The organism is Sphingomonas sp. UBA978, from assembly GCF_002292295.1.
In the GTDB taxonomy this organism is placed as follows: domain Bacteria; phylum Pseudomonadota; class Alphaproteobacteria; order Sphingomonadales; family Sphingomonadaceae; genus Sphingomonas.
In genome coordinates this window covers 246,013-269,563 of sequence record NZ_DBBS01000021.1, presented here as the reverse complement: position 1 = coordinate 269,563, position 23,551 = coordinate 246,013, and the positions used below count along the sequence as shown (strand labels likewise).

Annotated in this window: 22 protein-coding genes; 8 read left to right on the top strand and 14 right to left on the bottom strand. The window is 70.7% G+C overall.

Going from position 1 to position 23,551, the window contains the following annotated elements:
- Positions 1-127: 127 nt before the first annotated feature.
- The 4 genes from B2515_RS16305 to B2515_RS16290 all read left to right on the top strand — a co-directional run bounded on the left by B2515_RS16305 (position 128) and on the right by B2515_RS16290 (position 3,311).
- Positions 128-1,366 (top strand): type III PLP-dependent enzyme, encoded by a 1,239-nt coding sequence (locus B2515_RS16305; RefSeq protein WP_414711414.1) that lies wholly within the window; start codon positions 128-130, stop codon positions 1,364-1,366.
- Positions 1,367-1,484: 118 nt separating this feature from the next.
- Positions 1,485-2,567, top strand: a complete 1,083-nt coding sequence (locus B2515_RS16300) for a 1,9-bis(guanidino)-5-aza-nonane synthase (protein WP_293878132.1) — start codon at positions 1,485-1,487, stop codon at positions 2,565-2,567.
- A gap of 133 nt (positions 2,568-2,700) precedes the next feature.
- Entirely contained in the window at positions 2,701-3,126 is a 426-nt protein-coding gene (locus tag B2515_RS16295) for an MAPEG family protein (RefSeq protein ID WP_293878512.1), read from the top strand.
- Positions 3,126-3,311 carry a hypothetical protein gene (locus B2515_RS16290; RefSeq protein WP_293878130.1) on the top strand — a complete coding sequence of 62 codons (186 nt, stop codon included), beginning with the start codon at positions 3,126-3,128 and terminating at the stop codon, positions 3,309-3,311. The genes B2515_RS16295 and B2515_RS16290 overlap by 1 nt, the downstream gene beginning before the upstream one ends.
- 4 nt (positions 3,312-3,315) lie before the next feature.
- Here the strand turns inward: B2515_RS16290 and B2515_RS16285 are convergent, their stop codons facing one another.
- The 11 genes from B2515_RS16285 to B2515_RS16235 form a co-directional block, all read right to left on the bottom strand.
- Positions 3,316-4,623 carry a methyl-accepting chemotaxis protein gene (locus B2515_RS16285; RefSeq protein WP_293878128.1) on the bottom strand — a complete coding sequence of 436 codons (1,308 nt, stop codon included), beginning with the start codon at positions 4,621-4,623 and terminating at the stop codon, positions 3,316-3,318.
- Positions 4,624-4,710: 87 nt separating this feature from the next.
- Entirely contained in the window at positions 4,711-6,597 is a 1,887-nt protein-coding gene (locus B2515_RS16280; RefSeq protein WP_293878126.1) for an XrtA/PEP-CTERM system amidotransferase, read from the bottom strand.
- Positions 6,597-8,102, bottom strand: a complete 1,506-nt coding sequence (gene xrtA, locus B2515_RS16275) for an exosortase A (protein WP_293878124.1) — start codon at positions 8,100-8,102, stop codon at positions 6,597-6,599. The genes B2515_RS16280 and xrtA overlap by 1 nt, the downstream gene beginning before the upstream one ends.
- The gene (locus B2515_RS16270) at positions 8,099-9,256 is read right to left on the bottom strand and encodes a TIGR03087 family PEP-CTERM/XrtA system glycosyltransferase (RefSeq protein WP_293878122.1); all 1,158 of its coding nucleotides are present in this window, start codon (positions 9,254-9,256) and stop codon (positions 8,099-8,101) included. Before B2515_RS16270 ends, xrtA begins: the two co-directional genes overlap by 4 nt.
- Positions 9,256-10,296 carry a FemAB family XrtA/PEP-CTERM system-associated protein gene (locus tag B2515_RS16265; protein WP_293878510.1) on the bottom strand — a complete coding sequence of 347 codons (1,041 nt, stop codon included), beginning with the start codon at positions 10,294-10,296 and terminating at the stop codon, positions 9,256-9,258. Before B2515_RS16265 ends, B2515_RS16270 begins: the two co-directional genes overlap by 1 nt.
- Positions 10,296-11,135, bottom strand: a complete 840-nt coding sequence (locus B2515_RS16260; RefSeq protein WP_293878508.1) for an XrtA system polysaccharide deacetylase — start codon at positions 11,133-11,135, stop codon at positions 10,296-10,298. The genes B2515_RS16265 and B2515_RS16260 overlap by 1 nt, the downstream gene beginning before the upstream one ends.
- Before the next feature lies 1 nt (position 11,136).
- Entirely contained in the window at positions 11,137-12,351 is a 1,215-nt protein-coding gene (locus B2515_RS16255; RefSeq protein WP_293878120.1) for an ExeA family protein, read from the bottom strand.
- A gap of 10 nt (positions 12,352-12,361) precedes the next feature.
- Complete coding sequence (locus B2515_RS16250; protein ID WP_293878119.1) at positions 12,362-13,966, bottom strand: hypothetical protein; 1,605 nt, start codon at positions 13,964-13,966, stop codon at positions 12,362-12,364.
- Positions 13,963-14,997, bottom strand: coding sequence for an AAA family ATPase (locus B2515_RS16245; RefSeq protein ID WP_293878118.1), 1,035 nt, complete (start codon positions 14,995-14,997; stop codon positions 13,963-13,965). The genes B2515_RS16250 and B2515_RS16245 overlap by 4 nt, the downstream gene beginning before the upstream one ends.
- Before the next feature lie 17 nt (positions 14,998-15,014).
- Positions 15,015-16,526, bottom strand: a complete 1,512-nt coding sequence (locus tag B2515_RS16240) for an XrtA system polysaccharide chain length determinant (protein ID WP_293878116.1) — start codon at positions 16,524-16,526, stop codon at positions 15,015-15,017.
- 11 nt (positions 16,527-16,537) lie between these two features.
- Positions 16,538-17,182 (bottom strand): XrtA/PEP-CTERM system exopolysaccharide export protein, encoded by a 645-nt coding sequence (locus B2515_RS16235; protein ID WP_293878114.1) that lies wholly within the window; start codon positions 17,180-17,182, stop codon positions 16,538-16,540.
- Positions 17,183-17,337: 155 nt separating this feature from the next.
- Between B2515_RS16235 and B2515_RS16230 the strand changes: the two genes are divergently transcribed.
- Positions 17,338-17,766, top strand: coding sequence for a DUF4879 domain-containing protein (locus B2515_RS16230; protein WP_293878112.1), 429 nt, complete (start codon positions 17,338-17,340; stop codon positions 17,764-17,766).
- A gap of 267 nt (positions 17,767-18,033) precedes the next feature.
- Here B2515_RS16230 and B2515_RS16225 read toward each other — a convergent pair whose 3' ends face one another.
- On the bottom strand, positions 18,034-19,248 hold the full coding sequence (locus B2515_RS16225; protein WP_293878110.1) for a pyridoxal-dependent decarboxylase, exosortase A system-associated: 1,215 nt from the start codon (positions 19,246-19,248) through the stop codon (positions 18,034-18,036).
- Positions 19,245-20,741 (bottom strand): AMP-binding protein, encoded by a 1,497-nt coding sequence (locus B2515_RS16220; RefSeq protein WP_293878108.1) that lies wholly within the window; start codon positions 20,739-20,741, stop codon positions 19,245-19,247. The genes B2515_RS16225 and B2515_RS16220 overlap by 4 nt, the downstream gene beginning before the upstream one ends.
- 84 nt (positions 20,742-20,825) lie before the next feature.
- Between B2515_RS16220 and B2515_RS16215 the strand changes: the two genes are divergently transcribed.
- From B2515_RS16215 to B2515_RS16205, 3 genes are read left to right on the top strand one after another with little or no spacing between them, the layout of a single operon-like run.
- Positions 20,826-21,098: an acyl carrier protein gene (locus B2515_RS16215; protein ID WP_293878506.1), complete on the top strand. Its 273-nt coding sequence runs from the start codon at positions 20,826-20,828 to the stop codon at positions 21,096-21,098.
- Between the two features lie 12 nt (positions 21,099-21,110).
- Positions 21,111-21,788, top strand: coding sequence for a hypothetical protein (locus B2515_RS16210; protein ID WP_293878106.1), 678 nt, complete (start codon positions 21,111-21,113; stop codon positions 21,786-21,788).
- Positions 21,776-22,534 (top strand): hydrolase 1, exosortase A system-associated, encoded by a 759-nt coding sequence (locus B2515_RS16205; RefSeq protein WP_293878104.1) that lies wholly within the window; start codon positions 21,776-21,778, stop codon positions 22,532-22,534. The genes B2515_RS16210 and B2515_RS16205 overlap by 13 nt, the downstream gene beginning before the upstream one ends.
- A 7-nt stretch (positions 22,535-22,541) precedes the next feature.
- Here B2515_RS16205 and trxB read toward each other — a convergent pair whose 3' ends face one another.
- Positions 22,542-23,510 (bottom strand): thioredoxin-disulfide reductase, encoded by a 969-nt coding sequence (gene trxB, locus B2515_RS16200; protein ID WP_293878102.1) that lies wholly within the window; start codon positions 23,508-23,510, stop codon positions 22,542-22,544.
- Positions 23,511-23,551: the final 41 nt, after the last annotated feature.

Below are 23,551 nucleotides of genomic sequence, written 5' to 3'. Positions count from 1 at the left end.
CGTGCGCCAAGCCACTTTACATGCACGGCCAGCGACCATAGATCGCGCCTCCGCTGCCCCATGGGACTTCCAACCGCAAGGCAGCTTTTGTCACCGTATGCCGTAAGGCAATTGGAGGTCCCTTGAATTGGCCAAGCACCATAGCGCGTTGGGGTTAGCGCCCCTCTCGACCGCCCGTTCCGCTAACATCCGCGGGGGCATCGACATCGCCAGGAGCAAACCGGTCGATCCGGTTACGCTCGTTCGCCCGCACGCCGCCGCGCGCGCGGCCCGATTCTTCGTCGAGAAGTTTCCGGGTCGCTCGATGTATGCGGTGAAGGCGAACCCCAGCCCGGACCTGCTCCGTGTGCTCTGGGACAATGGCATCACCCATTACGATACCGCCTCGATCGCCGAAGTCCGGCTGGTCAAGGCGACCCTTCCGGATGCGACCTGCTGCTTCATGCATCCGGTCAAGTCGGAGGAGGCGATCGCGGAGGCGTATTTCCGCCACGACGTGAAGACCTTCTCGCTCGACAGCATGGAAGAGCTGGACAAGATCGTCGCCGCCACCCGTGGCGCGAGCGACCTGACGCTCTGCGTCCGGCTGCGCGTGTCGTCGGAATATGCCAAGCTCAGCCTCGGCTCGAAGTTCGGCGTCGGCCCGGGCGAGACCAAGGAACTGCTGATGGCGACCCGCCAGGTCGCGGATGCGCTCGGCATCTGCTTCCATGTCGGCAGCCAGACGATGTCGCCCGACGCCTATACCAACGCGATGGAGCGCGCCCGCGCGGCGATCGTCGAGGCGGCGGTGACGGTCGACGTCATCGACGTCGGCGGTGGCTTCCCCTCGGCCTATCCGGGCATGACCCCGCCGCCGCTGGAGCGTTTCTTCGAGACGATCCATCGCGCGTTCGAGAGCCTGCCGATCAGCTATTCGGCCGAATTGTGGGCCGAACCGGGCCGGTCGCTGTGCGCCGAATATGCCTCGGTCGTGGTCCGCGTCGAGCGGCGCCGCGGCACCGAATTGTACATCAACGACGGCGCCTATGGCACGCTGTTCGATGCGGCGCATATCGGCTGGAAGTATCCGGTGCAGCTGCTCCGTCAGCCGGACAGCGACGCGCGGGACATGGACTTCGCCTTCTGGGGTCCGACCTGCGACGACCTGGACTATATGGCCGGCCCATTCCCGCTGCCCGCGGACACGAACACCGGCGACTATTTCGAGATCGGCATGCTCGGCGCCTATGGCTCCGCGATGCGGACCGCGTTCAACGGCTTCGGCGTCAGCGAGAATGTCGTCGTCGCGGATGAACCGATGCTGTCGGTTTATATCGAGGACGAGCGGCTGGACGAGCGCGCGACCAACGTCGTCAAGCTGTAACGCCTGCTCTATACCGATGATCTTCCCCCCTCCCGCGATCGCGCGGGAGGGGCGGTTTTTGGGTTTCCGCGTCCCCAACGGTGAATGACGACGGGTTCTGGATAGCCAAGGGCGAACCATGACCGACACGCTGACCAAGACCGCCGGCGCCAACGCGCCGATCAACGACAATCGCAAGGCCGAACTGCTGTCGAAGCAGGTCAAGCATATCGACATCAAGAGCTTCGACGCGCGCCCGATCGTCGATGCGATGGCGGACATGAGCTTCACTAGCCGCGACCTCGGCCGCGCGACCAACATCTACAACCAGATGCTCGCCGACAAGGATTGCTCGATCTTCCTCGTCATCGCGGGCTCGACCTCGGCCGGCGGCTGCATGGACCTGTATGCCGAGCTGGTGCGCAACAACATGGTCGACGGCATCGTCGCGACCGGCGCGACCATCGTCGACATGGATTTCTTCGAGGGGCTCGGCCACAAGCATTATCAGGCGCTCGAAATCCCCGACGACGACACGCTGCGCTCGCTCTACATCGACCGCATCTACGACACCTACATCGACGAGGAAGCGCTCCAGAACGTCGACCACACGATCTTCGAGATCGCCGAGAGCCTGGAACCGCGCGCCTATTCCAGCCGCGCCTTCATCCGCGAGATGGGCAAGTATCTGGTCGAGCACGGCAAGAAGGACAACAGCCTCGTCAAGCTCGCCTACGAGCATGACGTGCCGATCTTCTGCCCGGCGTTCGTCGACAGCTCGGCGGGCTTCGGCCTCGTCAAGCATCAGGTCGATGCCGCCAAGGAAGGGCGCCCGTATCTGATGATCGACGCGGTCGCGGACTTCCGCGAGCTGACCGAGATCAAGATCGCCGCGGGCACCACCGGCCTGCTGATGATCGGCGGCGGCGTGCCCAAGAACTTCATCCAGGACACCGTCGTCTGCGCCGAGATCCTCGGCCACGACGACGTCCAGGTGCACAAATATGCGGTGCAGATCACCGTCGCCGACGTGCGCGACGGCGCCTGCTCGTCCTCGACGCTGCAGGAAGCGGCGAGCTGGGGCAAGGTCAACACCGGTATCGAGCAGATGGTCTTCGCGGAGGCCGGCTCGGTGATGCCGCTGCTCGCGTCCGACGCCTATCACCGCGGCCTGTGGAAGGACCGCCCGGTCCACCGCTGGGGCACGCTGTTCGACAAGTAATACAAGGGCACGGGGCGGAGGGGACTCCGCCCCGTTTCGTTGCGACCACGCCCCCTCCCCGCGGGGCATGGACCAGCTTGTGTCTCACCGGGCGGTGATGCACCCTTGCCGAAAGGCGGGGAGAATCATCACGATGCACAGCGAAATCCTGCGACCGATGGTGGCGCTCATCGCCGGGACGCTGGTGATGCTCGTCTGGATGCTGGCCACCCGATTGCCGGCGATGAAAGCCGCCGGCCTCGATCTGGGCAAGCTCGTCGGTACGAAGGCGGCCGACGCCGATCGCGGACTGCCACCGCACGTCCAGTGGATCGCGCACAATCACAACCACCTGATGGAACAGCCGACGCTGTTCTACGCGGTCTGCACCGTCATCGCGCTCAGCGGCACCGGGAATGGCGTCAACGCGGCCATCGCCTGGGTGTATGTCGCCCTCCGCGTGATACATTCGCTGGTGCAGGCGACGGTGAACCGGGTAGGGCCTCGCTTCATGTTGTATCTCGCCTCCACGGTCGCGCTCGCCGCCCTGACGCTCCACGCCTCGATGGCGGTGTTCTGATGGCCAGGGGAGAAGGCTTCGAGCGCCACCGTCAGCCCTGGACGCAGGACGAGATCCAGAAGCTCCACACACTCGCCAAGAAGGGCATGGCACTGAAGGCGATCGCCAAGGCGCTGACCCGCAGCGAGGAATCGACCAAGGATCGCGCCAAGGCTGACGGCCTGTCGATCGCCAAGCTGCGCTGAGCGGTCAGGCGCTGCCGGCCAGCGTCACGAACGCCTGCGCCCGCGTCCGTAGCCTCACGGTTGTCTCGGCGAGGACGCGGGATACCTCCGCCAGCGCCGCCGCATCCGCGCCCAGCGCCGCGGACTGACCACTGATCGCGGCCGCGCGGACGCCGATATCGCCGCCGGCATCGACGGACTGTTCGACGTTCATGGCGATCTGCCGCGTCGCGTCGCTCTGCCGGGCCAGCGCGTCCTCGATCGAAATGCCGGTGTCGGAAATCGTCGCCATCGCTCCGTCCAGCACGCGATGTCCGCCGACGACTTCCCCGAGCAGGTGGTGCATCTCCGCGACCCGCGTCGCGACGTCCTTGGCCGCCGCGCTGGTCTGGTTCGCGAGCGTCTTGACCTCGTTCGCCACCACCGCAAAGCCACGCCCGACGTCGCCCGCGCGGGCGGCTTCTATGCTGGCGTTGAGGGCGAGCAAGTTTGTTCTTGCGGCGATGGCCTGGATCAGGCCGAGCATGTCGTCGACCGCGGTGGCGCTGGCGACGAGGGCGGCGACGCGTTCGCCTGCCCCCTGCATCGCCCCGCGCGCATGGCGGCGGACCCCGTCGGCCGCCGCGGTGTCCCCGGCGATGCCGTCGAGCGTCGCCGCCAGCGAGCGGCCGAGCCCGGCGATCGTGTCGAGCGCGCCGACCATCTGCCCCGTCGCCGCCGCGACCGAGGCGGCATCGTCGCGCGAGGCGCCGGCGCGATCGACCAGCAGCGCCGCCATCGACCCGATCCGGCCGGCGGCGTCGGCCAGTTCGCCGGCCAGCACGGCGACATCGGCGGTGAAGGCCTGCCCCGCCGCGTCGATCCGCGCCGCCCGTGCCTCACGCTCCGCCGCCATCTGCGTCTGCCGCTCCGCCGCCAGCCGTTCGAACGCCATCGCATCCATGACCGAATGGAAACTGTCGCCCTGCGTCAGCACCAGCCCCTCGCTGCGCGCGCGCAGATAGGCCGCCAGCAGCGCATCGATCGACAGCCCGACGTCGGCGGTGCCGCACGGCCGGATCACCCCGTCCAGCGACCCGCCGATGGTCGGGTTCTGCATCAGGGCGTGGCCATAGGGGTTGAACAGGATGCTGCGGACGTCGCTTTCGCGGATCACCCCGACCGGTCGGCGCGCCTCGTCGACGATCGCGAGCAGGCGCAGGTCGGGCGAGCCGCGGAACAGGTCGATCGCCGCCGCCAGCGTCGCATGGCGCGGCAGGCAGCGGCCATCGCCCTGCGGTCGTGCCGCCAGCGACACGGAGCCGTCCCGCAACAGGTCGAGATCGAAGAACATGCCCACCAGCTAGGCCGCGGCTGGTAAACCCGGGGTTAGGGTTTGGTGACACCGCGATGACAGCGACGGTTTTTCAGCGGCGGTTTTTCACCCGAACAGCCGCTTCGCGCTGCGGTCCAGCATCAGCAACTGCCACAGCGTCCGGCCGTGATCGGCGCGGCCGGTGCGATGATCCTCCGCCAGCCGCGCCACCGTCGCCATGTCGAGCCAGCCGCTGTCGACCAAGGTCCGCGACCGCGCCAGCCCCGCCGCCTCGGCGGCAAGCGGGCCGCGGAACCACGCACTGATCGGCGTCACGAACCCCATCTTGGGGCGGTAGAGGATGTCCCGGGGCAGATGGCGTTCGAGGCTGCGCTTCATCAGCCATTTGCCGGTGCCACGATGCAGCCGCATGCCGGCCGGCAGCGTCGCGCAAAATTCGACCAGCCGGTGGTCGAGCAGCGGCTCGCGCGCCTCCAGCCCCACCGCCATGCTGGTGCGATCGACCTTGGTCAGGATGTCGCCGGGCAGCCAGATGCGGATGTCAGCATATTGCGCGCGATCGAGCGGGTCGCGCGCCGGTGCGGCCCGCATCGCCGCGACGTAGCGGTCCTCGGCGCGATGGCCCTGCAGCGCCGCCCGCGCCTCCGCGCTCAGCAGTCGCGACCGCAACTCCGGCGTCGTCACACCCACCGCGCGCGCATAGGCCTCGTCGCCATCGGTGCCGAGCGCGAGCAGCGTCGCCTTGGCGCGCAGCGGGCGGGGTGCCCAGTCGGCCTTGGGGTAATAATGCCCGAGCGTCCCGAACGCGGCGCTCCGCCAGCCGGCCGGCAGCAGGCTGCGCACGCGCTCCTCCGCCGCCTGGAAGCGGTAGCGGCGATAGCCGGCGAGCGCTTCGTCCGCGCCGTCGCCCGACAGCGCCACGGTGACGCTCTGCCGCGCCAGCGCCGCAACCTGATAGGTGGCGAGCGCGCTGCCGTCGGCGAAGGGTTCGTCGAAATGGTGCACCAGGGTATCGATCAGGCCGAAATCGTCGGGCCGCACCACCTGCGCGTGATGATCGGTGGCGAAGCGCTGCGCCACCGCGGCGGCATAGGCGCGTTCGTCGTGGCCCGCCTCGTCGAAGCCGATCGTGCAGGTGCTGACCGCCGCCTTGCTCGCCTCCGCCATCAGCGCGACGACGGCGGAGCTGTCGACCCCGCCCGACAGGAAGGCGCCGAGCGGCACGTCCGCGACCATGCGGCTGCGCACGCCGTCGCGCATCCGCGCCAGCAGTTCCTCGCCCAGCGCCTTCGCCGATCCCGTCGCCCGGTCGGCGAAGCCGACGTCCCACCAGCGCTTCGGCCGCGGCACGCCCTGCCAGCGCTGCACCGACAGGAACGTCCCCGCCGGCAGCTTCTTCACGCCGGCGACGAGGCAGGCATCGTCGGGGACATAGCCATAAGCGAGGAAATCCTCGACCGCGGTGACGTCCGGCACGCGGCGCAGCAGCGGATGCGCGAGCAGCCCCTTCAGTTCGGATGCGAAGGCGAGGCTGCCGTCGGACAGTTCGACGTAATGGAGCGGCTTCACCCCCATCCGGTCGCGGGCGAGGAACAGCGTTCCCGTGTCGGCATCGTGCAATGCGAAGGCGAACATGCCGTTGAGCCGGTCGAGCATCGCCGGTCCCCAGGCACGCCAGCCATGCAGCAGCACCTCGGTATCGCCGGCGGTGACGAAGTGCGCGCCCTTCAGCTCCAGCTCGGCGCGCAGCTCGGCGAAATTGTAGATCTCGCCATTATAGGTGACGGTGAGCGCGCCCGCCTGCATCGGCTGCGGCGATCCGGCGAGGTCGATGATCGACAGCCGGCGATGGCCGAGCCCGACCCCCGGCGCGGTCCAGATGCCATCGCCGTCGGGACCGCGATGCGCCTGTGCCGCGATCATCGCGGCGATCCGGGCGGGATCGACCGGCTTGGGCGTGCCGGGGTGGAAGATGCCGGCGATGCCGCACATCAGCGCGGTGCCGCGAGATGGTCGGCCAATACGGGAACCGGCCCGAGCGCCGCCGCCAGCGCGGCGATATCGGCGCGCGCGTCGCGGCCCGGCACCACCTCCGCCGACAGATGCACCGCGACCGCGCGTTGCGGGCCGCCGAGCAGCTTCGCCTTCATCGTCTCGATCTTCACCACGCGTTCGTCCGCCGTTACCCCGTCGCCGACGACGTACCATGTCGCGACGATGCGCTCCACCGGTCGTCCGGCGCCGCCGGGGGCGGTCATCCGCAATACTGCGCCGCCGGCGATCGGCGCGTCGTCGGCGATGCGGACCCAGCGATCCTCCTCGCGGATCGCGCCGGTACCGAACGCGCCGATCTTGTGGCCTTCGCCCTGGCTGCCGAATACGGCGACGGCGAGGTCGACCGCGGCGCCGTCGCGGGCGTAGCGGCCGAACAGGACATGGTCGGCGCCGGGATAATAAGGCTGCCACGGCGCGGCGCGGCTGAGCGGCACGCGGGCCCAGCCGGCGACCGGCGGCAGGTCGATGTGTGCCGGCAGCGGGGCTGCACGATGCGCGATCGCACTGCTCCACAGCGGCCAGACGCCGGCGGTGGCGACGGTGAGCAGCGTCGCCAGCGGCAGGGCGACGAGGCCGCGCCGGACGATTGGCAGGCGCGCCGGATCGAAGGCCGGCGCATCGGGCGCGCGGTCGAACCAGCGCCAGCCGATGCCCAGCACCGCCGCCATCACGAGGCCGAAGAACACCCAGCCATAGACGATATGGTCGAACCCGGTCGCCGCCTCGACGCTGGTGACATGCGCGGCATAGATGGTCCCGAACGCGCGCAGGCCGTTGGCGAGCACCGGCACGACGATCGCCGCGACCATGAACCCGGCGCGCCGCCGCCACGACACGAAGCAGAGGTTGGCGACGAGCACGCCGAAGGCGAGCATGGCGATGACGAACTTGGCGCCCGAACAGGCCTCCGCCACCTCGAACCAGTAGCGGCCGGCGTGGATCAGCACGCCGTTGGAGGTGGCGGGCACGCCGGCCAGATGCAGCAGCGGCATGACGATCCGCACCGTCACTGCCTGTAATGGCGGCTCGAGTTCCTCTCCGAACGGGACGAGGAACAGCGCATAGGCGAGCGGGAAGAGCAGTCCGCGCGCCACCTGCGGTCCGAGCAGCGTGACGACGGTGCCCTGCAGCATCACCACCAGCCCGAACTGCCGCGCGAAGCTGACCGATCCGGCGTCGCCCATCAGCCAGCCGAGCCCCCCCAGCGCGACCAGCACGAGCCCCGGCCACCAGGCGACCGGGGTCAGCGCGGCGAGTTCGCGGCGACGCTGCCACACCAGCCAGGCGATCACCGGGCCGATGAAGAGGCAATGGCCGAAGGTGGTGCTGGTCCACCAGATCGACAGCAGGTGCGCGACGTCGTCGCGCAGCAGCAGCAGGATCGCGACGGCGGCGAGCGCCAGCGCGAGGCCATGTCGCCGCCACGCCCGCGGCGGGGTCATGGCGCGAGCCCGAGCAGCGCGTCGAGCGGCGCGAGCCGCGCGTCCCAGTCGTAGCGGGTGAGGACGCGGGCGCGGGCGGCGGCGGCGAGCGCGGCGGCGGCGCATGGATCGGCGAGCAGCGTCAGGATCTGCGCGGCGTGATCGGCGGCGGTGTCGGCGACGCACAGGGTGCCGGCGTGGTCGATCCCCTCCGCGGCGGCGACGGATGCGACCACCGGCCGGGCCATCGCCATCGCCTCCAGCACCTTGTTCTGGATGCCGCGCGCGAGGCTCAGCGGCGCGACGCAGACATCGGCCGCGGCGAGCCAGGGACGGACGTCGGCGACCGCGCCGGTGACGATGACGCCATCGCCGGCGAGCGCCTGCACCGCCGCCGTCGGCGCGCGGCCGACGATCGCGAAGCGGAGCGTGGGATGCGCGGCGCGCAGATGCGGCAGCACGCTGGCGGCGAACCACGTCACCGCCGCGATATTGGGCCGGTAATCCATCTGTCCGGTGAAGACGACGAGGGGGGCGTTCGACCCATGGGCGGCGACGGCGGCGGGATCGAACGCCGCGGCGTCGATGCCGTTCTCGACCGCGACGATCCGGCCCGTCGCGCCGCCGGCGCGGAACAGCGCGGCCTCGGCCTCGCTGACGAAGACGCTCGCCGCCACATCGGCGGCGACGCGCCGCTCGAACGCGCCGAGCAGCCGCGCCTCGCGCCGCATCATCCAGCGCATCGGCGGCGTGCCGCTGTCGGCGAAACCGGCGAACTTGGCGGAATCCACGTCGACGAAATCCATCACCGCCGGCACGCCCGCGGGCAGATACTGCGCCATCTGGCCCGAGAAACAATAGACCGCATCAGCGCGGACCCGCGCCACCGCCGCGCGCATCGCCGCCGATCCGAAGGCGGTCAGCGACACCGGCAGGCCGCGCGCCAATGCCTCCAGCGCCGCGACGGGTTGCGGCTTGCAGCGCGGCACGATGGTCACGCTGGCCAGTCGTGCGGCGAGATCGGGCGGCACGGCGACATCCGCCGCGCCCTCGCCGAACGCGACCAGATGCACCCGCGCGCGGCGGCAGAGATGGCGCAGCACGTGATAGCTGCGGATCCGGTCGCCGCGATCGGGCGGAAAGGGCGCGCGATGGGCGAGGAACAGGAGCTCCATCACCCCAGCCCGCGCGATATCCACGGCCCCACGATGTTGGCGACCGGCAGCGGCAGGCGCTGCCACGTCCGCACCATCAGCGCATATTTCGGATTGAGCGGATTGACCTCACGCACCGGGCCCGCGCTGCGCGTCGCATAGCTGCGCGGCACCGGCGTGAAGCCCCAGTTCTTCTTGAACGCCGCCGCGCCGGTGCCGGTCTTCGACCGTCCGAAGTCGAACCGCGCACAGCCCCGCCCGCGCGCATGGTTCATCAGCGCGAAATACATCCGGTCGTTGGCGCGCAACGCCCGCGCCGCCGCGGTGCCGCCGCCCCAATAGGGGAAGACCGTGCCCTGGAAATACAGGCTGAGGACGCTCGCCACCGCCCGGCCCTGATGGCGTACGGTGAGGACGTCGGCGTCCATCGCGGCCGCGACGTGGCGGAACAGCGTCGCCGGGAAGACCGGGGTGCCGAGATTGCGCACCGATTCGGCATAGACGCGATGATGTTCGGCGAGCAGCGGTTCGCCGCCGGTCACCACCTCCAGATCGAGGCCGAGCGAGCGGCGCACCTCGGCGCGCTGCTTGCGCGGGATGGCGAGCAATTCGCCCTCCTCGGTCGCGGCGAGATCGCGCGCGAAGCCGAGATAGGCGGTGTCGTCCGTTTCCCATCCCGTAGGGGCCGGGCCGCCGCGCAGCTCGACGCCGGGGCAGCCGATCCGCTGCGCCAGCTCCCACGCGCCCGATCCCAGCGCGTCCGCGCCCTCGCCGAGCACGCCGCCGTCGACGCCGAAGCCGGTCGATACCAGTGCCTTGCCGAACAGCGGCGAGCGCATCTCGGTCAGCGGCAGGACGCCGGCGATGCCGCCGTCGGCGCGTTCCGCGACCAGATAGCGGGCGCGCTGGCCGCAGCCGCGCTCGATGGCGCGGCTCCATGCGGTGAGGTGGAAGGGCGTCGCGCCCGCGGTGCCGCGGACGAAGGCGTCGATCGCGCCGCAGTCGCCGATGTCGGACAGCTGCGCCTCGCGCACGCCGAGCGGCATCGCCAGCAGTGGCATCACGACAGCAGCGCCGCTTCGCGCGCGACGACGGCATCGACCCGGCCCCAGTGGTGCCGCGCGATCAGGCCGCGCAGCTTGCCCGCCATCGCGCCGAGCCGGGCGTAATGCCGCACCTTCGACCGGAGCGGCGCGTCGGCGACGCGCGGCTGGCCGGGATCGACCTCCCACGGGTGGAAGTAGAAGATGCCGCCATGCCCCTCGCCGTTGACCTGCCGCACCGCGAAATCGGTAAGCGCGGCGGGGAGCAGGCGGAAGAAGCCGCCGCCGGTCGCCAGATGCCTCGCGCCAATCTTCGCCACCGTCACCGGCAGTTCGATCAGCGCGGAATCCTTGAGCGGGCGGAAGGCGTAGCGCGGCGCGTCGGGCCAGCCGTAATGGTCGTGGCGCACCGGAGCGACGCTGGACGAATAGGCGTAGCCCGCCTCCGCCAGCACGTCGAACGCCCAGAGGTTGCGCGGGTCGATCGAGAAGCTCGGCGCGCGATAGCCGGTGACCGCCTGCCCGCCCGCATCCTCCAGCGCCGCGCGGGCGCGGGCGAGGTCGGCGCGGAAGGCGGCGGCGTCCATCGTGAAGACGCGCTGGTGGTCCCAGCCGTGGCTCGCCACCTCATGGCCCGCGTCGGCGATGCGCCGCACCAGCCGCGGATGGCGCTGCGCGACCCAGCCGAGCGTGAAGAAGGTCGCCTTTACCCCGCTTTCGGCGAACAGGTCGAGCACCGCGGCGGTGTTGGCCTCGACGCGGCTGGCGTGCGAATCCCAGTCGGACCGGGCGATGACGCGTTCGAACGCACCGACCTGGAACCATTCCTCGACATCGACCGACAGGCCGTTGAGCATGCTACGCTGCATGGTCCCACGCGGCCGGAGGACGGATCGGAACATGGTCCTCGGTGGTGTCGGTGATCTCGGCGACGCCGGCGACCATCGCGGAGGCGGCGGCGGCGACCTCGCCGCGATCGGCCTCGACCCAGTCGACCAGCAGGGTCAGCACGCGCCGCAGCGCCGCCTCCTGCTCGGCGATCCGCCCTTCCAGCGCGGCGATGCGATCCTCGGTCACCGCGGGATCGGCGGCCGTGGGGGGGGCGTCGGCGGCGGGTTCGGGTTCGGGCTCGGCGATCGGATCGAGCCATTGCACCGTACGGGGCACGAAACGGCGCACCGTGGTGTCCTCGACTTCGGGCTCGGGCTCGGGCTCTGGTTGGGGCGCCGGAGCCGGCGGCGCATCCACCGCCAGCATCGGCAGGTCGGCATGCAGGTCGCGCAGCACGCTGCGGACGACGCGGCCGTCGATGATCTCCAGCCCCTCGATCGCCGCCTGCAGCATCACCCGCCCGGCGAGCTGGTTGAGCCGCCGCGGCACGCCGCCCGACCCCTGGTACAGCGCCTCGAACGCGTCGTCGACGAAGTCGGGGCGCCCCTGCCACCCGACCACCGACAGGCGGTGCGCGATGTAATCGGGGACCTCGTGCGGCTCCATCGCCTCGAGATGGTGGATCGCGATGACGCGCTGGCGCAATTGCTCGAGCCGTTCGGAGCCGTGCAGCCGTTCGCGGAATTCGGGCTGGCCGAGCAGCAGGATCTGGAGCAGCGCATGGCCGCCCGCCTGGAAGTTGGACAGCATGCGCAGCTCTTCGAGGGCGTCGACCGGCAGCGCCTGCGCTTCGTCGACGATCAGCAAAGTGCGCCGCCCCGACCGCGCCACCGCGTGCAGGCCGCGTTCGATCGCGGTGAGCAATTGCGCCTTGGCGAGGCCCGCCGGATCGACCCCCAGCCCGGTCGCGACGATGCGCAGCAGGTCGTCGGCGGGGATTGCGGTCGACACGATGGTGATGACGTTGAGCGCGGCGGGATCGAGCAGCGCGGTCAGATGCCCGACCAACGTCGTCTTGCCCGCACCGATATCGCCGGTGACGACGACGAAGCCCTCGCCCTGCGCGAGGCCATAGCCGAGATAGGCCATCGCCTTGCGATGCGTCGCGGTTTCATACCAGAAGCGCGCGTCCGGCGTCAGCTGGAACGGGCGGCCCGTCAGTCCGAAATGCTCGTCGTACATCCTGTCGTCCCTAGAACGAGTAGCGCGCGGCGAGCAAAGCCTGCGCCGACCATGTGGTATCCACGTCACCGGTATCGAACGCGTAAACGCCTGCGCTCGCCGTGGTGGTCAGGCGGCCGAAGCTGTGCCCGTAGCTCGCGGTGCCGCCGTACGACCAGACGCCGAACGACTGCGCGACGCCCGATTCGTAATAGTTGACGAACAGGTTGGCGTCGACGCTCGACACCGGCGTCAGCGTGCGGTTGAAGAACAATTGCCCGTAATAGCTCTCGTCCTCGATCCCGTAGAGCGTCACGCCCGGCACGTCGTCGCGGTTGAACAGCTTGCGGTTGGCATAGCCGACGCCGCCGCCGTAGACCGACCGCCCGCGCGTCACCGACAGCAATGCATCCGCGCCGCGCGCGCGATAGCTGGCGGTCGAGATCGACTGGAACACGTCGTTGAGGCAGCCGCCCGGGGTCGCGCCGCTGGTCGAGAAGACGCAGCCGTTGAACTGCTGGGTGAAGGCGTCGCGGGTGGCGATGAAGCTGGTCGGCAGGTTCGACAGGCCGGTGCGCAGCTGGCGCCCGAAGGTCGTCACGCTGTCATAGACGTCGGCGGCGAGGCCGACATGCTCCGACGCCCGATAGGTCAGCAGGCCGGTATAGCTGGTCGAGCCGTAGCGCCGGCCGACATGCGCCTCCGCCGAGGTGCGGCGGTTGGGCCGCCAGATGACGCCGGCATCGTAATAGACGCCGTCGGTGCGATAGGCGATCCGGCGCGGCGACGACTCGTCGGTGACGAAGCGGCCGTCGCGATCGACCACGGGCGCGCCGGCGGCATCGGTGAGCGCGGCGCGGCCGCTCGTCTCGATCCGTTCGTAACCGACGCCGCCGGTGAGCGCGACGTAGGGCGACACCGGGGCGAGCACGTCGCCGCGCACGCGCCAGCCCTCGTACCGCCCGTCGAGCTGGCCCGCATCCTCCCGCTCCCAGCCGCCGCTCGCGGTCAGGCCGACCGGCAGGATCTGCCCCGGCTGCACGCCGAGGCTCAGCCCCGCCGCCTGCCCGAACGAATCGTCATAATAGTCCAGCCGCGGCTGCCCCGCCGGCACCGCGACGAAGCTGGGACTCTCGACCTTGGTATAGCCCGCCTGATAGCTCGCCGCGACCGCGACCGGGCCGGCATGGGTGGCGTAGCTCGGCCCACCATAGACGGCATAGACCTGGCTGATGTTGTCGACGTTGCCGACCAGCACGCCCGGCGCCGCGCCGCGGATGTCCGAACGGGTGCGCGTCGCGATGCCGCCCGCCTCCAGCGTCAGCCCGCGCGCGACCTGTGCCGAGACGCGCGCCAGCCCGGTGTGGATGTCGTCGTCGCCGATATCGTCGTCCCACGATATGCGCCGTTCGTAGCGATAGGACAGCTGGCCGGTCACCCGCGCGGTGCTGGCGGCGACGTCAATGCCGGCGGCGATGGTCGAATAGGTCAGCACGTCGCCGCTGTTGAGATCGGCGTCGAGGACCTGCCCGACCTCGACATAGGGCGTCACCTGCACGCGGCGACTCTGCGCCTGCGCCCCGGTGGCGGCGACCAGCGCGCCGAGCGCGACGCCGATGGACAGAAGCCCCCTCACTTGCCAGACTCCTGGCCGTAATAGGTGCCGTAGCGGTGCCCCCCCGGCACGAACGACACGGCGTTGAGCACCAGCGCGATCTCGTCGCAGCCGTCGAGCCGCTGCACCGCCTCGCGCAATTCGCTTTCGGGCGTGCGATCGGCGCGCACGACCAGCATCACCTGCCCGACCAGCATCGCCAGCACCGCCGCGGGCGACGCCGCCAGCGCGGGGGGCGAATCGAAGATGACGATGCGGCGCGAATTGGCCTCCAGCAGCCGCGCCAGCACCGTACGGGTGCGCGCGGAGGCGAGCAATTCGGTGTCGGTCGCGGTCTTGGTCCCGGCCGGCAGGATCGACAGGCCGCCGACATCGGTGCGGATCACCAGCGTCTCGACGTCGATCCGGCTGTCGGCCAGCGCATCGAGCATCCCGGGCTGTTCCGCCATGCCGAGCTGCGCCAGCACGTCGGGCTTGGCGAAATCGGCATCGACCAGCAGCACCTCGGTATCCCGCTCCGCCGCCAGCGACAGCGCGAGATTGACCGCGCAGAAGGTCTTGCCGTCGCCCGGCCGCGCCGAACAGACCAGCGCGGTGCGCGCCTTGTCCGCCTGCCCCGATCCGCCGGACGCCTGGGCGATGCGTTCGCGGGTGATGAGCAGTTGCCGCTTGATGAGGCGAAATTCCTCGGCGAGCGGCCCGACCGGCGCGCCCGGCACGATCATCCCCGCCTCGGCCAGCATGCCGCGGTCGATCCCGGCGATGTCGGTGAGTTCGGGCGTGTCGTAGAAGGAATCGGGCAGCTCCTGCCCCACCGGCGCGCGCAGCTCCGCCGGAATGGCGAGGAAGGTCGGGTCCAGCTCGGGCGCGTCGGGCCGGTCGACGGGCGCGGCCGGTTCGACCGGCTCGACGACCGCGCGTTGTTCGCGAAGCTCGGGCAGGTCCGGCACCGGCGCGTACTGCGGCGTACGGGCGCGCAGCTGCGCCCCGAAATCATAGGTCCTGGCCGCACGCTCGAGCAGCGAATCGCGACGGATCGGCTTGTGCATCATCTCGTCCTCCCCCGCGCTCACGCCGCCATGCCGCGCTGGAGCACTTCGACGCCCAGCAGCAGCACATAAGCGGCGGCGAGGCCCGCAGCCCCGCCGAGGAACAGCTTCAGCCGCTTCGCGCGCTGGTCCGCCTGGATGCGCGTCACCACCTCGCCGATCGAGCCGATCACCGGCATGCCCGTCGCCTTTTCCAGCCGCGGACCGGTCGCGAAGGTCGCGCGCAGCTGCCCCAGTGCGAAGGCCGCGCCGACGCCGGCGCCCAGCCCGACGATCAGCACGCCGGTCAGCAACAGCATGCGGTTGGGCGCGGTCGGCGCGCGCGGCATCGTCGGCGGGTCGATGACGGAGAATTTGACGTTGTCGGTCTGCGTCTGCGCCTGACCGCGCAGCGCGATCTGCTGGCGCTGGGTGAGCAGCTGGTCGTACTGGTCCTTCAGCACCTGATAGTCGCGATCGATCTGGCCCTGCTCCGCCGCGACCTCGGGATCGCCCGACAATTTGGCGTTGAGCTGGTCGAGGTCGCCCTGCAGCTGCGCCTTGCGCATGCGCAGCGCGGCGACCGCCGATTGCTTGTCGGCGAGCATGGATTGCAGCGAGAGGTACAGCGGGTTGGGCGTGCCGGCCGTGCCGCCGCCCATCGGTTCGCCCTTCGCCGCGGCCTGCGCGGCGGCGAGCTGGCGCTTCAACGCGACGACGTCGGGATGCTGGTCGGTATAGCCGCGGGCGCGTGCATCGGCGAGCTGGCCCTGGATCGCGTTCAGTGCGGCGCGCGCCGGCCCGGCGGCGACGCCGCCCATGCCTGGCACCGTCTGCGGCGTGCCCGCCATCTGTCCCTGCACCGCGGCGAGGCTGGACTGCGCCGCGGCGAGATCGCCGTCGACCTGTGCCATCTGGCTGCGCGACGCCCCCATCCGGTCGCTCACCGAGCCGGTGCCGGGCAGCGAGCCGAGATAGCGCGTCTGGAAATCCGACCGCTTGGCGTCGGCATCGGCGAGCTGCTTCTGCAGCTGGTCGAGCTGTTTGTTGAGGAAATCGAGGCTCTGCGTCGTCTGGCTGCGGTCGCGGCCCAGATTCTGTTCGACGAAGATGTCGATCAGCTTCTGCGTTATCGCACGCGCCAGCTTCGGCGAGGCGGCCGTGGTGGTGATCTGGAACAGATTGTCCTGCTGGCTGTCGATCTTGATCGCGGAGGCGAGGCCGGCGACGCGGTCGGCGACGTCGCGGTCGCTCGACACGGTCTGCGCGAGGTCGGTGCCGCGCACGACCTTTTCGAGGTTCACCGCGCTGATGAGCGTCTGGCGGATCGTGTCGACGTCCTTCTGCTGCGTCTGCGCGGGGGCATCCATCGACGCGGGCAGGATCGATTGCATCTGGACGAAGACGCGGGCGCGCGATTCATAACGGCTCGGCATCTGGCTGACGACGAACCAGCCGGCGACGCAGACGCCCCAGGCGACGGCGAGCGCCAGCCAGCGCCGCGTCCAGATCGCATGCAGCGCGAGGCGCGCTTCGTCGTAGAGGCCGTTCATCCGCGGGTGCCTCAGAACATCGATTCGGGGATGATGATGACGTCGCCCGGCTGCAAACCGACGTTGGCGCTCGAATCGCCCTTCTTCAGCAGGTCGGCGATCTGGAGCTTGTATTCGTGCTGTTCGCCGGTGTCGCGGTCGTGCCGGACCAGCTTCGCCTTGTTGCCCGCGGCATATTGGTTGAGGCCGCCGACCGCGATCATCGCGTCGAGCAGCGTCATGTTGGCGCGATACGGGATCGAGGCGGGCTTTTCGGTCGCGCCGATGATCCGCACCTGCTGGCTGTAGGTGCCCGAGAAATTCTCGACGATGACCGAGACGATCGGGTCCTTCACATATTGGCCGAGCGCCTGTTTCATGTCGGCGGCGAGCATCGACGGCGTCTTGCCGACCGCGGGCATGTCGTTGATGAGCGGCGTGGTGATGCGGCCGTCGGGGCGCACCTGGATCTTCGCCGACAATTCCGGGTTGCGCCAGACGAAGATGTTGAGCTGGTCGAGCGGGCCGATGACATATTCCTCGCCCGGCTGTTCCTTGCTCGCGACATAGGAGGCGGGCGGCAGTGCGGGGCGGCCGCTGCCGCCCGCACAGCCGGACAGCACCGACGCGGCGGCGCCGACGGCAAGCAGGACACGGACGGAAACACCGGAACGCATTGAGTCTTCTCCTGGCCGCCCGGCGCGCCTGGACGCGGCACGGGCTTCCAGCGCGCTATGCGGCGGGAGAGGTGAAGATAGCGTTAGGAACGCCTGGTCACCACGACCGGCCGGGGAACCCTTCCCCCCTCGGCACAAGGCGTTAGGATCGGCGGATGCCCCGCATCCTGCCGCTCGCCCTGACGATCCTCGCCACGCCCGCCGCGGGCCAGTCCGCGCCGCCGCTGACCGACCTGCAGATCGTCGCCGTCACCTCGGCCAGCCAGGCGGAGCGGATCGCGCCCGGCCAGAACGCCACCGCGCGGCGCCACAGCGGCCCGGTGACGCTGGTCGTGCGCGGCAAGGGCATCGGCCGCGCGCGCATGCTGCGGCTGAACGGCGCACCGGCCGCGCCGCCGTCGACCACCCGCGCCCTGTGCGGCGCGGCGGTGACCGCGGGCGCGTGCCGGCCGGGCGAGGTCACGACGGGGGTCGAGACCACCTACCACCTCGGCGCGCTGCCTCCGGGCACGATCGTGACGGTGCAGGACATGTCGGCGAACCTGCCGGCGCAGACGCTGACCGCGGAGATCACGATCGACTGAGGCGGCGCGCTGCGATGAAAGGATGATGGTCGCGCGGAGGCGCGGAGGACGCGGAGAGGTGTCGCGTCCGTCGGCGTGGTCCTGTCATCGCCACCGCTGAGGGAAACGTGTTCGGTGCTGCGCGCGCACCACCTCTGCGGCCTCTGCGCCTCCGCGCGAACCCTGTACGTCGATACAGCCTAGACTCGGATGACATCAGATTGATCCGAATGTTCGCCATTGCGAGCGCAGCGAAGCAATGACGGATCAGTTTAATGTCATCCCGCCCTAGCCGGCCACGATCTCCGGCGCGGCCGGGTGGCCGAGGAAGCCGGCGGGGCTGGCGGAGGCGCCATAGGCGCCGGCGAGGAACACCGCGATCAGGTCGCCCGGTTCGGCGGCGGGCAGGCCGATGCGGTCGCCGAGCCGGTCGAGCGGCGTGCAGAGCGGTCCGACCACGGACACCGTCTCCGCCGCCGCGCCACCGATGTCGCTGGCGAGCGCGAGCGGATAGTTGCGGCGCACCACGGTGCCGAAGTTGCCCGACGCCGCCAATTGGTGGTTGAGCCCGCCGTCGGTGACGAGGAACGTCTCGCCCTGGCTCTGCTTGCGATCGACGATCCGCGTCAGATAGACGCCCGCCTCGGCGACCAGCCAACGGCCGAGCTCGATCGCGAAGCGCGCGTCGCGCAGCACGTCCGCGCGCGCCGCGATCGCGTCCGCCAGCGCCGCGCCGACCCGCTCGACGTCGAGCGGCACGTCGCCGGCGAAATAGGGCACGCCGAAGCCGCCGCCGAGATTGACCAAGGGCGGCGCCTCCCCCGCCTCCTCCGCCAGCCGCGCCGCCAGCGCCAGCGTCGCCGCCTGCGTCTCGGCGATCGCGCCCGCATCGAGCGCCTGGCTGCCGGCATAGATGTGGAAGCCGCGCCAGTCCGCGCCGGCGGCGACGATGCGCCGCACCAGCGCCGCAGCGCGCACCGCATCGACGCCGAACGGCGACGGGCGGCCGCCCATCTTCATCCCCGATCCGCGCAGTTCGATATCGGGATTGACCCGCACCGCCAGCCGCGGCGCGACGCCGAGGTCCTCGCCCAGCTGCAGCGCGCGCTCCGCCTCGCCTTCGGATTCGACGTTCAGCGTGGCGCCGCTGCGGATCGCGCCGATCAGCTCCGCATCGCGCTTGCCCGGCCCGGCGAAGCTGATCGCGGCGGCGGGTTTCACCGCCAGCGCCTTTTCGAGCTCGCCGCCCGAGGCGACGTCGAGCCCGTCGACCATCGGCGCCACCCGCTCCAGCAGCGCAGCCAGCGGATTGGCCTTGATCGCGTAATGAAGGTCGACGCCGGCAAAGGCGGCGCGGAACCGGTTGACCCGCGCCGCGACGATCCCCGCGTCGTAGACGAAGACCGGCGTCGTCGTCGCCCAGTCCGCCGCGGTCGTGCCGGCGATCGTCAGCATGCCCGACTGGGCGGCGAATTCGGCGGGCAGCGGCCCCATCGGCTTCATGCGCGCACCCCGTCGCGGATCGCGGCGCGGTCGAGCTTGCCGTTGGCATTGTGCGGCAACGTCGCGTGCCAGTCGTAGCGCGCCGGCTGCATGAAGCTCGGCAGCAGCGTGCGCAGCCGTGCCCGGAGCGCGTCCTCGCCCGCCGGATCGCCCGCCAGCACCACGACGATCGCCTGCCCCAGCCGCGCATCGGCGACGCCGATCGCCACCGCCTCGCGCGCTTCCCCACCTGCCAGCACCGCTTCCTCCACCTCAAGCGGGCTAATCCGGTTGCCTGCGCTCTTTATCATCTCGTCGTCGCGGCCGACGAAGCGGAACAGCCCGTCCGCCCCCTCGATCACGGTGTCGCCCGACCAGACCGCCATGCCGCCGCTCGCCGACCAGTCGGGCGCGGGGCGGAAGCGCGCGGCGGTCCGATCCGGGTCGCGCCAATAGCCCTGCGCGACCAGCGGGCCGGCATGGACCAGCTCCCCCGGTTCGCCGATCGCACGCGATCCGTCCGCCTTGACCGCCATCACCTCGGCGAAGGGGATGGCGCGGCCCATCGCGTCAGGATGCGCGTCGATCAGCGCCGGGTCGAGCCAGGTCGAGCGGAACGCCTCGGTCAGGCCGTACATCGCCACCAGATCCGCCGCGGGGAAGCGCGCGCGCAGGCCCCGCACCAGCCGTTCGGTCAGCGCGCCGCCGGAATTGGTCAGCCGCCGCAGCCGCGCCGCCGTCTCCGCCGGCCAGTCCGCCTCGAGCAACTGCACCCACAAGGGCGGGACGCCGGCGAGCGTCGTCGCAGCCACCCGCTCGACCGCCTTCACCACGTCGCGCGCGGTCAGATAATCGAGCGGGGCGACCGCCGCGCCGGCATACCAGGTCGAGAAGAGCTGGTTCTGGCCGTAATCGAACGACAGCGGCAGCACGCCGAGCACGCGATCCTCCGGCGCGATCCGCAGGTAATGCGCGACCGACACCGCCCCGAGCCACAGGTTGGCGTGGCTGAGCATCACCCCCTTCGGCCGGCCGGTCGACCCGGAGGTGTAGAGGATCGCCGCCAGCGCCTGCGGGTCGTGATCCGACGCGCCCGGCCCCGGACCGGCCAGCGGCACCGCGGCGTCCTCGACCACGCGGCATCGCTCCGGCACGTCGCCCGGCGCCAGCGTCGCGGCCCGGGCGGGTTGCGTCACCAGCAAGGCCGCGCCGCTGTCGTCGAGGATGTGGGCGACCTGCGCGCGGCGCAGCGCGGGGTTGACCGGGACGTGCACCAGCCCGGCCCGCGCCGCCGCCAGCGGCAGGACGCAGGCGAGCGCGGTCTTGGGCAGCCAGGTCGCGACGCGTGCGCCGGGGGCCAGCCCCTGCCCCGCCAGCCACCCCGCCGCGCTCGCCACCGCCGCCTCCAGTTCGGCGAAGCTCCACGTCCGCACGCGCTCGATCAGCGCCGGGTCGCCGGCGCGTCCGCGCAGCAGGTGATCGATCGGTTCGGGACGGGGGTCGGGCGGCGCCATGCGTCCCTCATAGCGCCACCCCGTTGCCGAATGCAGCCCCAGCCTCTAACGGGTCGCGATCCGCAACCGATCAGGGCCGCCGCTTTGCTTCCCGAAGGCTATCAGAACGTCGAATCGACCGTCCGCGCCGTGCTCGCCGACGTGCTCGGCCTCAGCGCGGAACGCGTCGCGGCCTTCGAACCCGCCACCCCGCTGTTCGGCGCGCTTCCCGAACTCGATTCGATGGCGGTCGCCGGCGTGCTGACCGAGATCGAGGACCGGCTCGGCATCCTTATCGAGGACGACGAGGTCGACGGCGACATGCTCGAAACCTTCGGCGCTCTCACCGAATTTGCCGCAGGCAAGGCGCTCGTCTAGCCTGCCTTCGGCATGGCCCCGCGGATCGATCATTACGACTGGAGCGGCGGCCGCGAGATGCTGCTGCGCTTCGGCCCCGACACCGGCCCCGCGGTCGTCGCCGCGCTGCCGCTGTTCGAGGAGGCCAACCGCACCCGCACCTTCGTCGTCGCGCTGCTGCGCGCGCTGGCGGCACGCGGCATCGCCGGCCTGCTGCCCGACGTACCGGGCCAGAACGAGAGCGTGACGCCGCTCACCGGGCTGACGCTGCCGCGCATGGCCGCGGCGCTCGCCGTGGTCGCGCCGGACCGCCGCACCTATGCGCTCGGCATCCGCAGCGGCGCGCTGCTCGATCACGCCACCCCGCATCGCGGCCGGTGGCATTTCAGCCCCCAGACGGGCGAGGCGCTGCTCCGCGACCTGCACCGGACGTGGCGCGCGGCCGGTAACACCGGGGATCGCGACGGCATGCTGCGCAGCGACATGGTCGAGGTCGCGGGCAACCACCTGCCCTCGACGCTGCTGTCGTCGCTGCCGGCCGCGCCCTGCGTCGCCGATCGGGTCGTCCGCCTCGCCAGCGATCCGGCCAAGGCGGATCGCAGAATCGACGCCGCGCCTTTATGGCACCGCGCCGAGCCCGGCACCGATCCCGTTCTGGTCCAACAGCTTGCCGATGATATCGCAGAATGGGTCACAGCATGCGAAGCGTGATCGCCTTTCCATGCGAGGGCGAAACCTTGATCGGCACGCTCGATACCGCGCCCGGCCCCACCGGGCTGCTGATCGTGTCCGGCGGCAACGAGATCCGCTGCGGCGCGCATCGCGGCATGACGCTGCTCGCCGAACGGGTCGCCGCGGAGGGGCACCCCGTCTTTCGCTACGACCGGCGCGGGATCGGCGATTCGACGGGGCGGAACGACGGATTCCGGACCGCCGGTCCCGACCTTGCCGCCGCCGTCGCCGCCTTTCGCGGCCACGCGCCGCAGGTCACGACGCTGGTCGGTTTCGGCAATTGCGATGCGGCGAGCACGCTCGCGGTGCACGGCCGCGCCTCCGGCATCGACCGACTGCTGCTCGCCAACCCGTGGACGATCGCGGACGCCGACGACCTGCCCCCCGCTGCCGCGATCCGGGCCACCTATCGCCAGCGGCTGACCAGTCCGGCGGCATGGCGGCGGCTGCTGACCGGCAGGATCGCCATCGGCAAGGCGATCAGGGGCCTGCGCAAGATATCTCAGAACCCGCAACAGCCGTTCGCCACGCAGATCGTCGAGGCGATCGCGACATGGGACGGCGCCGCGCAGGTCATCCTCGCGACCGGCGATGCGACCGCGCAGGCCTATGCCGCCGCCGCGCGGCACCTGCCGGCGGCGCAGATCGAGACGGCATCGCACAGCTTCGCCCGCGACGCGGACCAGCGGGCGTTGCACGAGGCCGTGCTGGCCGCCCTGACCTGACGGCAGATCACTCCGCCGCTTCGGCCATTTCCTCGAACTCCGCCGCGGCGAGGAAGCGTTCGGCGTCCAGCGCGGCCATGCAGCCGGTGCCGGCGGCGGTGACGGCCTGGCGGTAGATCTTGTCGGCGACGTCGCCACACGCGAACACGCCCGGCACGCTGGTGCGGGTCGATCCCGTCTCCACCGCGATATAGCCGTCGTCGTCGAGCGCGAGATGGCCGCGGAACAGCTCGGTCGCCGGGTGATGGCCGATCGCGACGAAGCCGCCCTCGACGTCGAGCCGCGACGCCTCGCCGGTCACCGTATCCTCGAGCGCGAGCGCGACCAGACCGGCATTGCCGCCGCCGTCGACGAATTCGCGGACTTCCTTGTTCCACAGCACGGTGATGTTGGGATGCGCGTGCAGCCGCTCCTGCAGAATGCGCTCGGCGCGCAGGCTGTCGCGGCGGTGGATCAGCGTGACGTCGTCCGAATGGTTGGTGAGGTACAGGGCCTCCTCGACCGCGGTGTTGCCGCCGCCGATCACCGCGACCTTCTTGCCGCGATAGAAGAAACCGTCGCAGGTCGCGCAGGCGCTGACGCCCTTGCCCTTCATCGCCTCCTCGCTGTCGATGCCGAGCCACTTCGCCTGCGCGCCGGTGGCGATGACGAGCACGTCGCCTTCGTAGACGTCGCCGCCGTCACCGGTCAGGCGGAACGGCCGGCGCGACAGGTCGACGTCGACGATCGTGTCCCACATCAGCCGGGTGCCGACATGCTCGGCCTGCTTCTGCATCTGCTCCATCAGCCACGGCCCCTGGATCACGTCCGCGAAGCCGGGATAATTCTCGACATCGGTCGTCGTCGTCAACTGGCCGCCCGGCTGGATACCCTGCACGACGATCGGCGCCATCCCCGCGCGCGCGCCATAGATCGCCGCCGACAGCCCGGCCGGACCCGAACCGAGGATGAGCATGCGCGTGGTGTGAGTCGTCATGGAAACGGGTGCCTGTCGTCAGGAAGGGATTCGGTCCATGA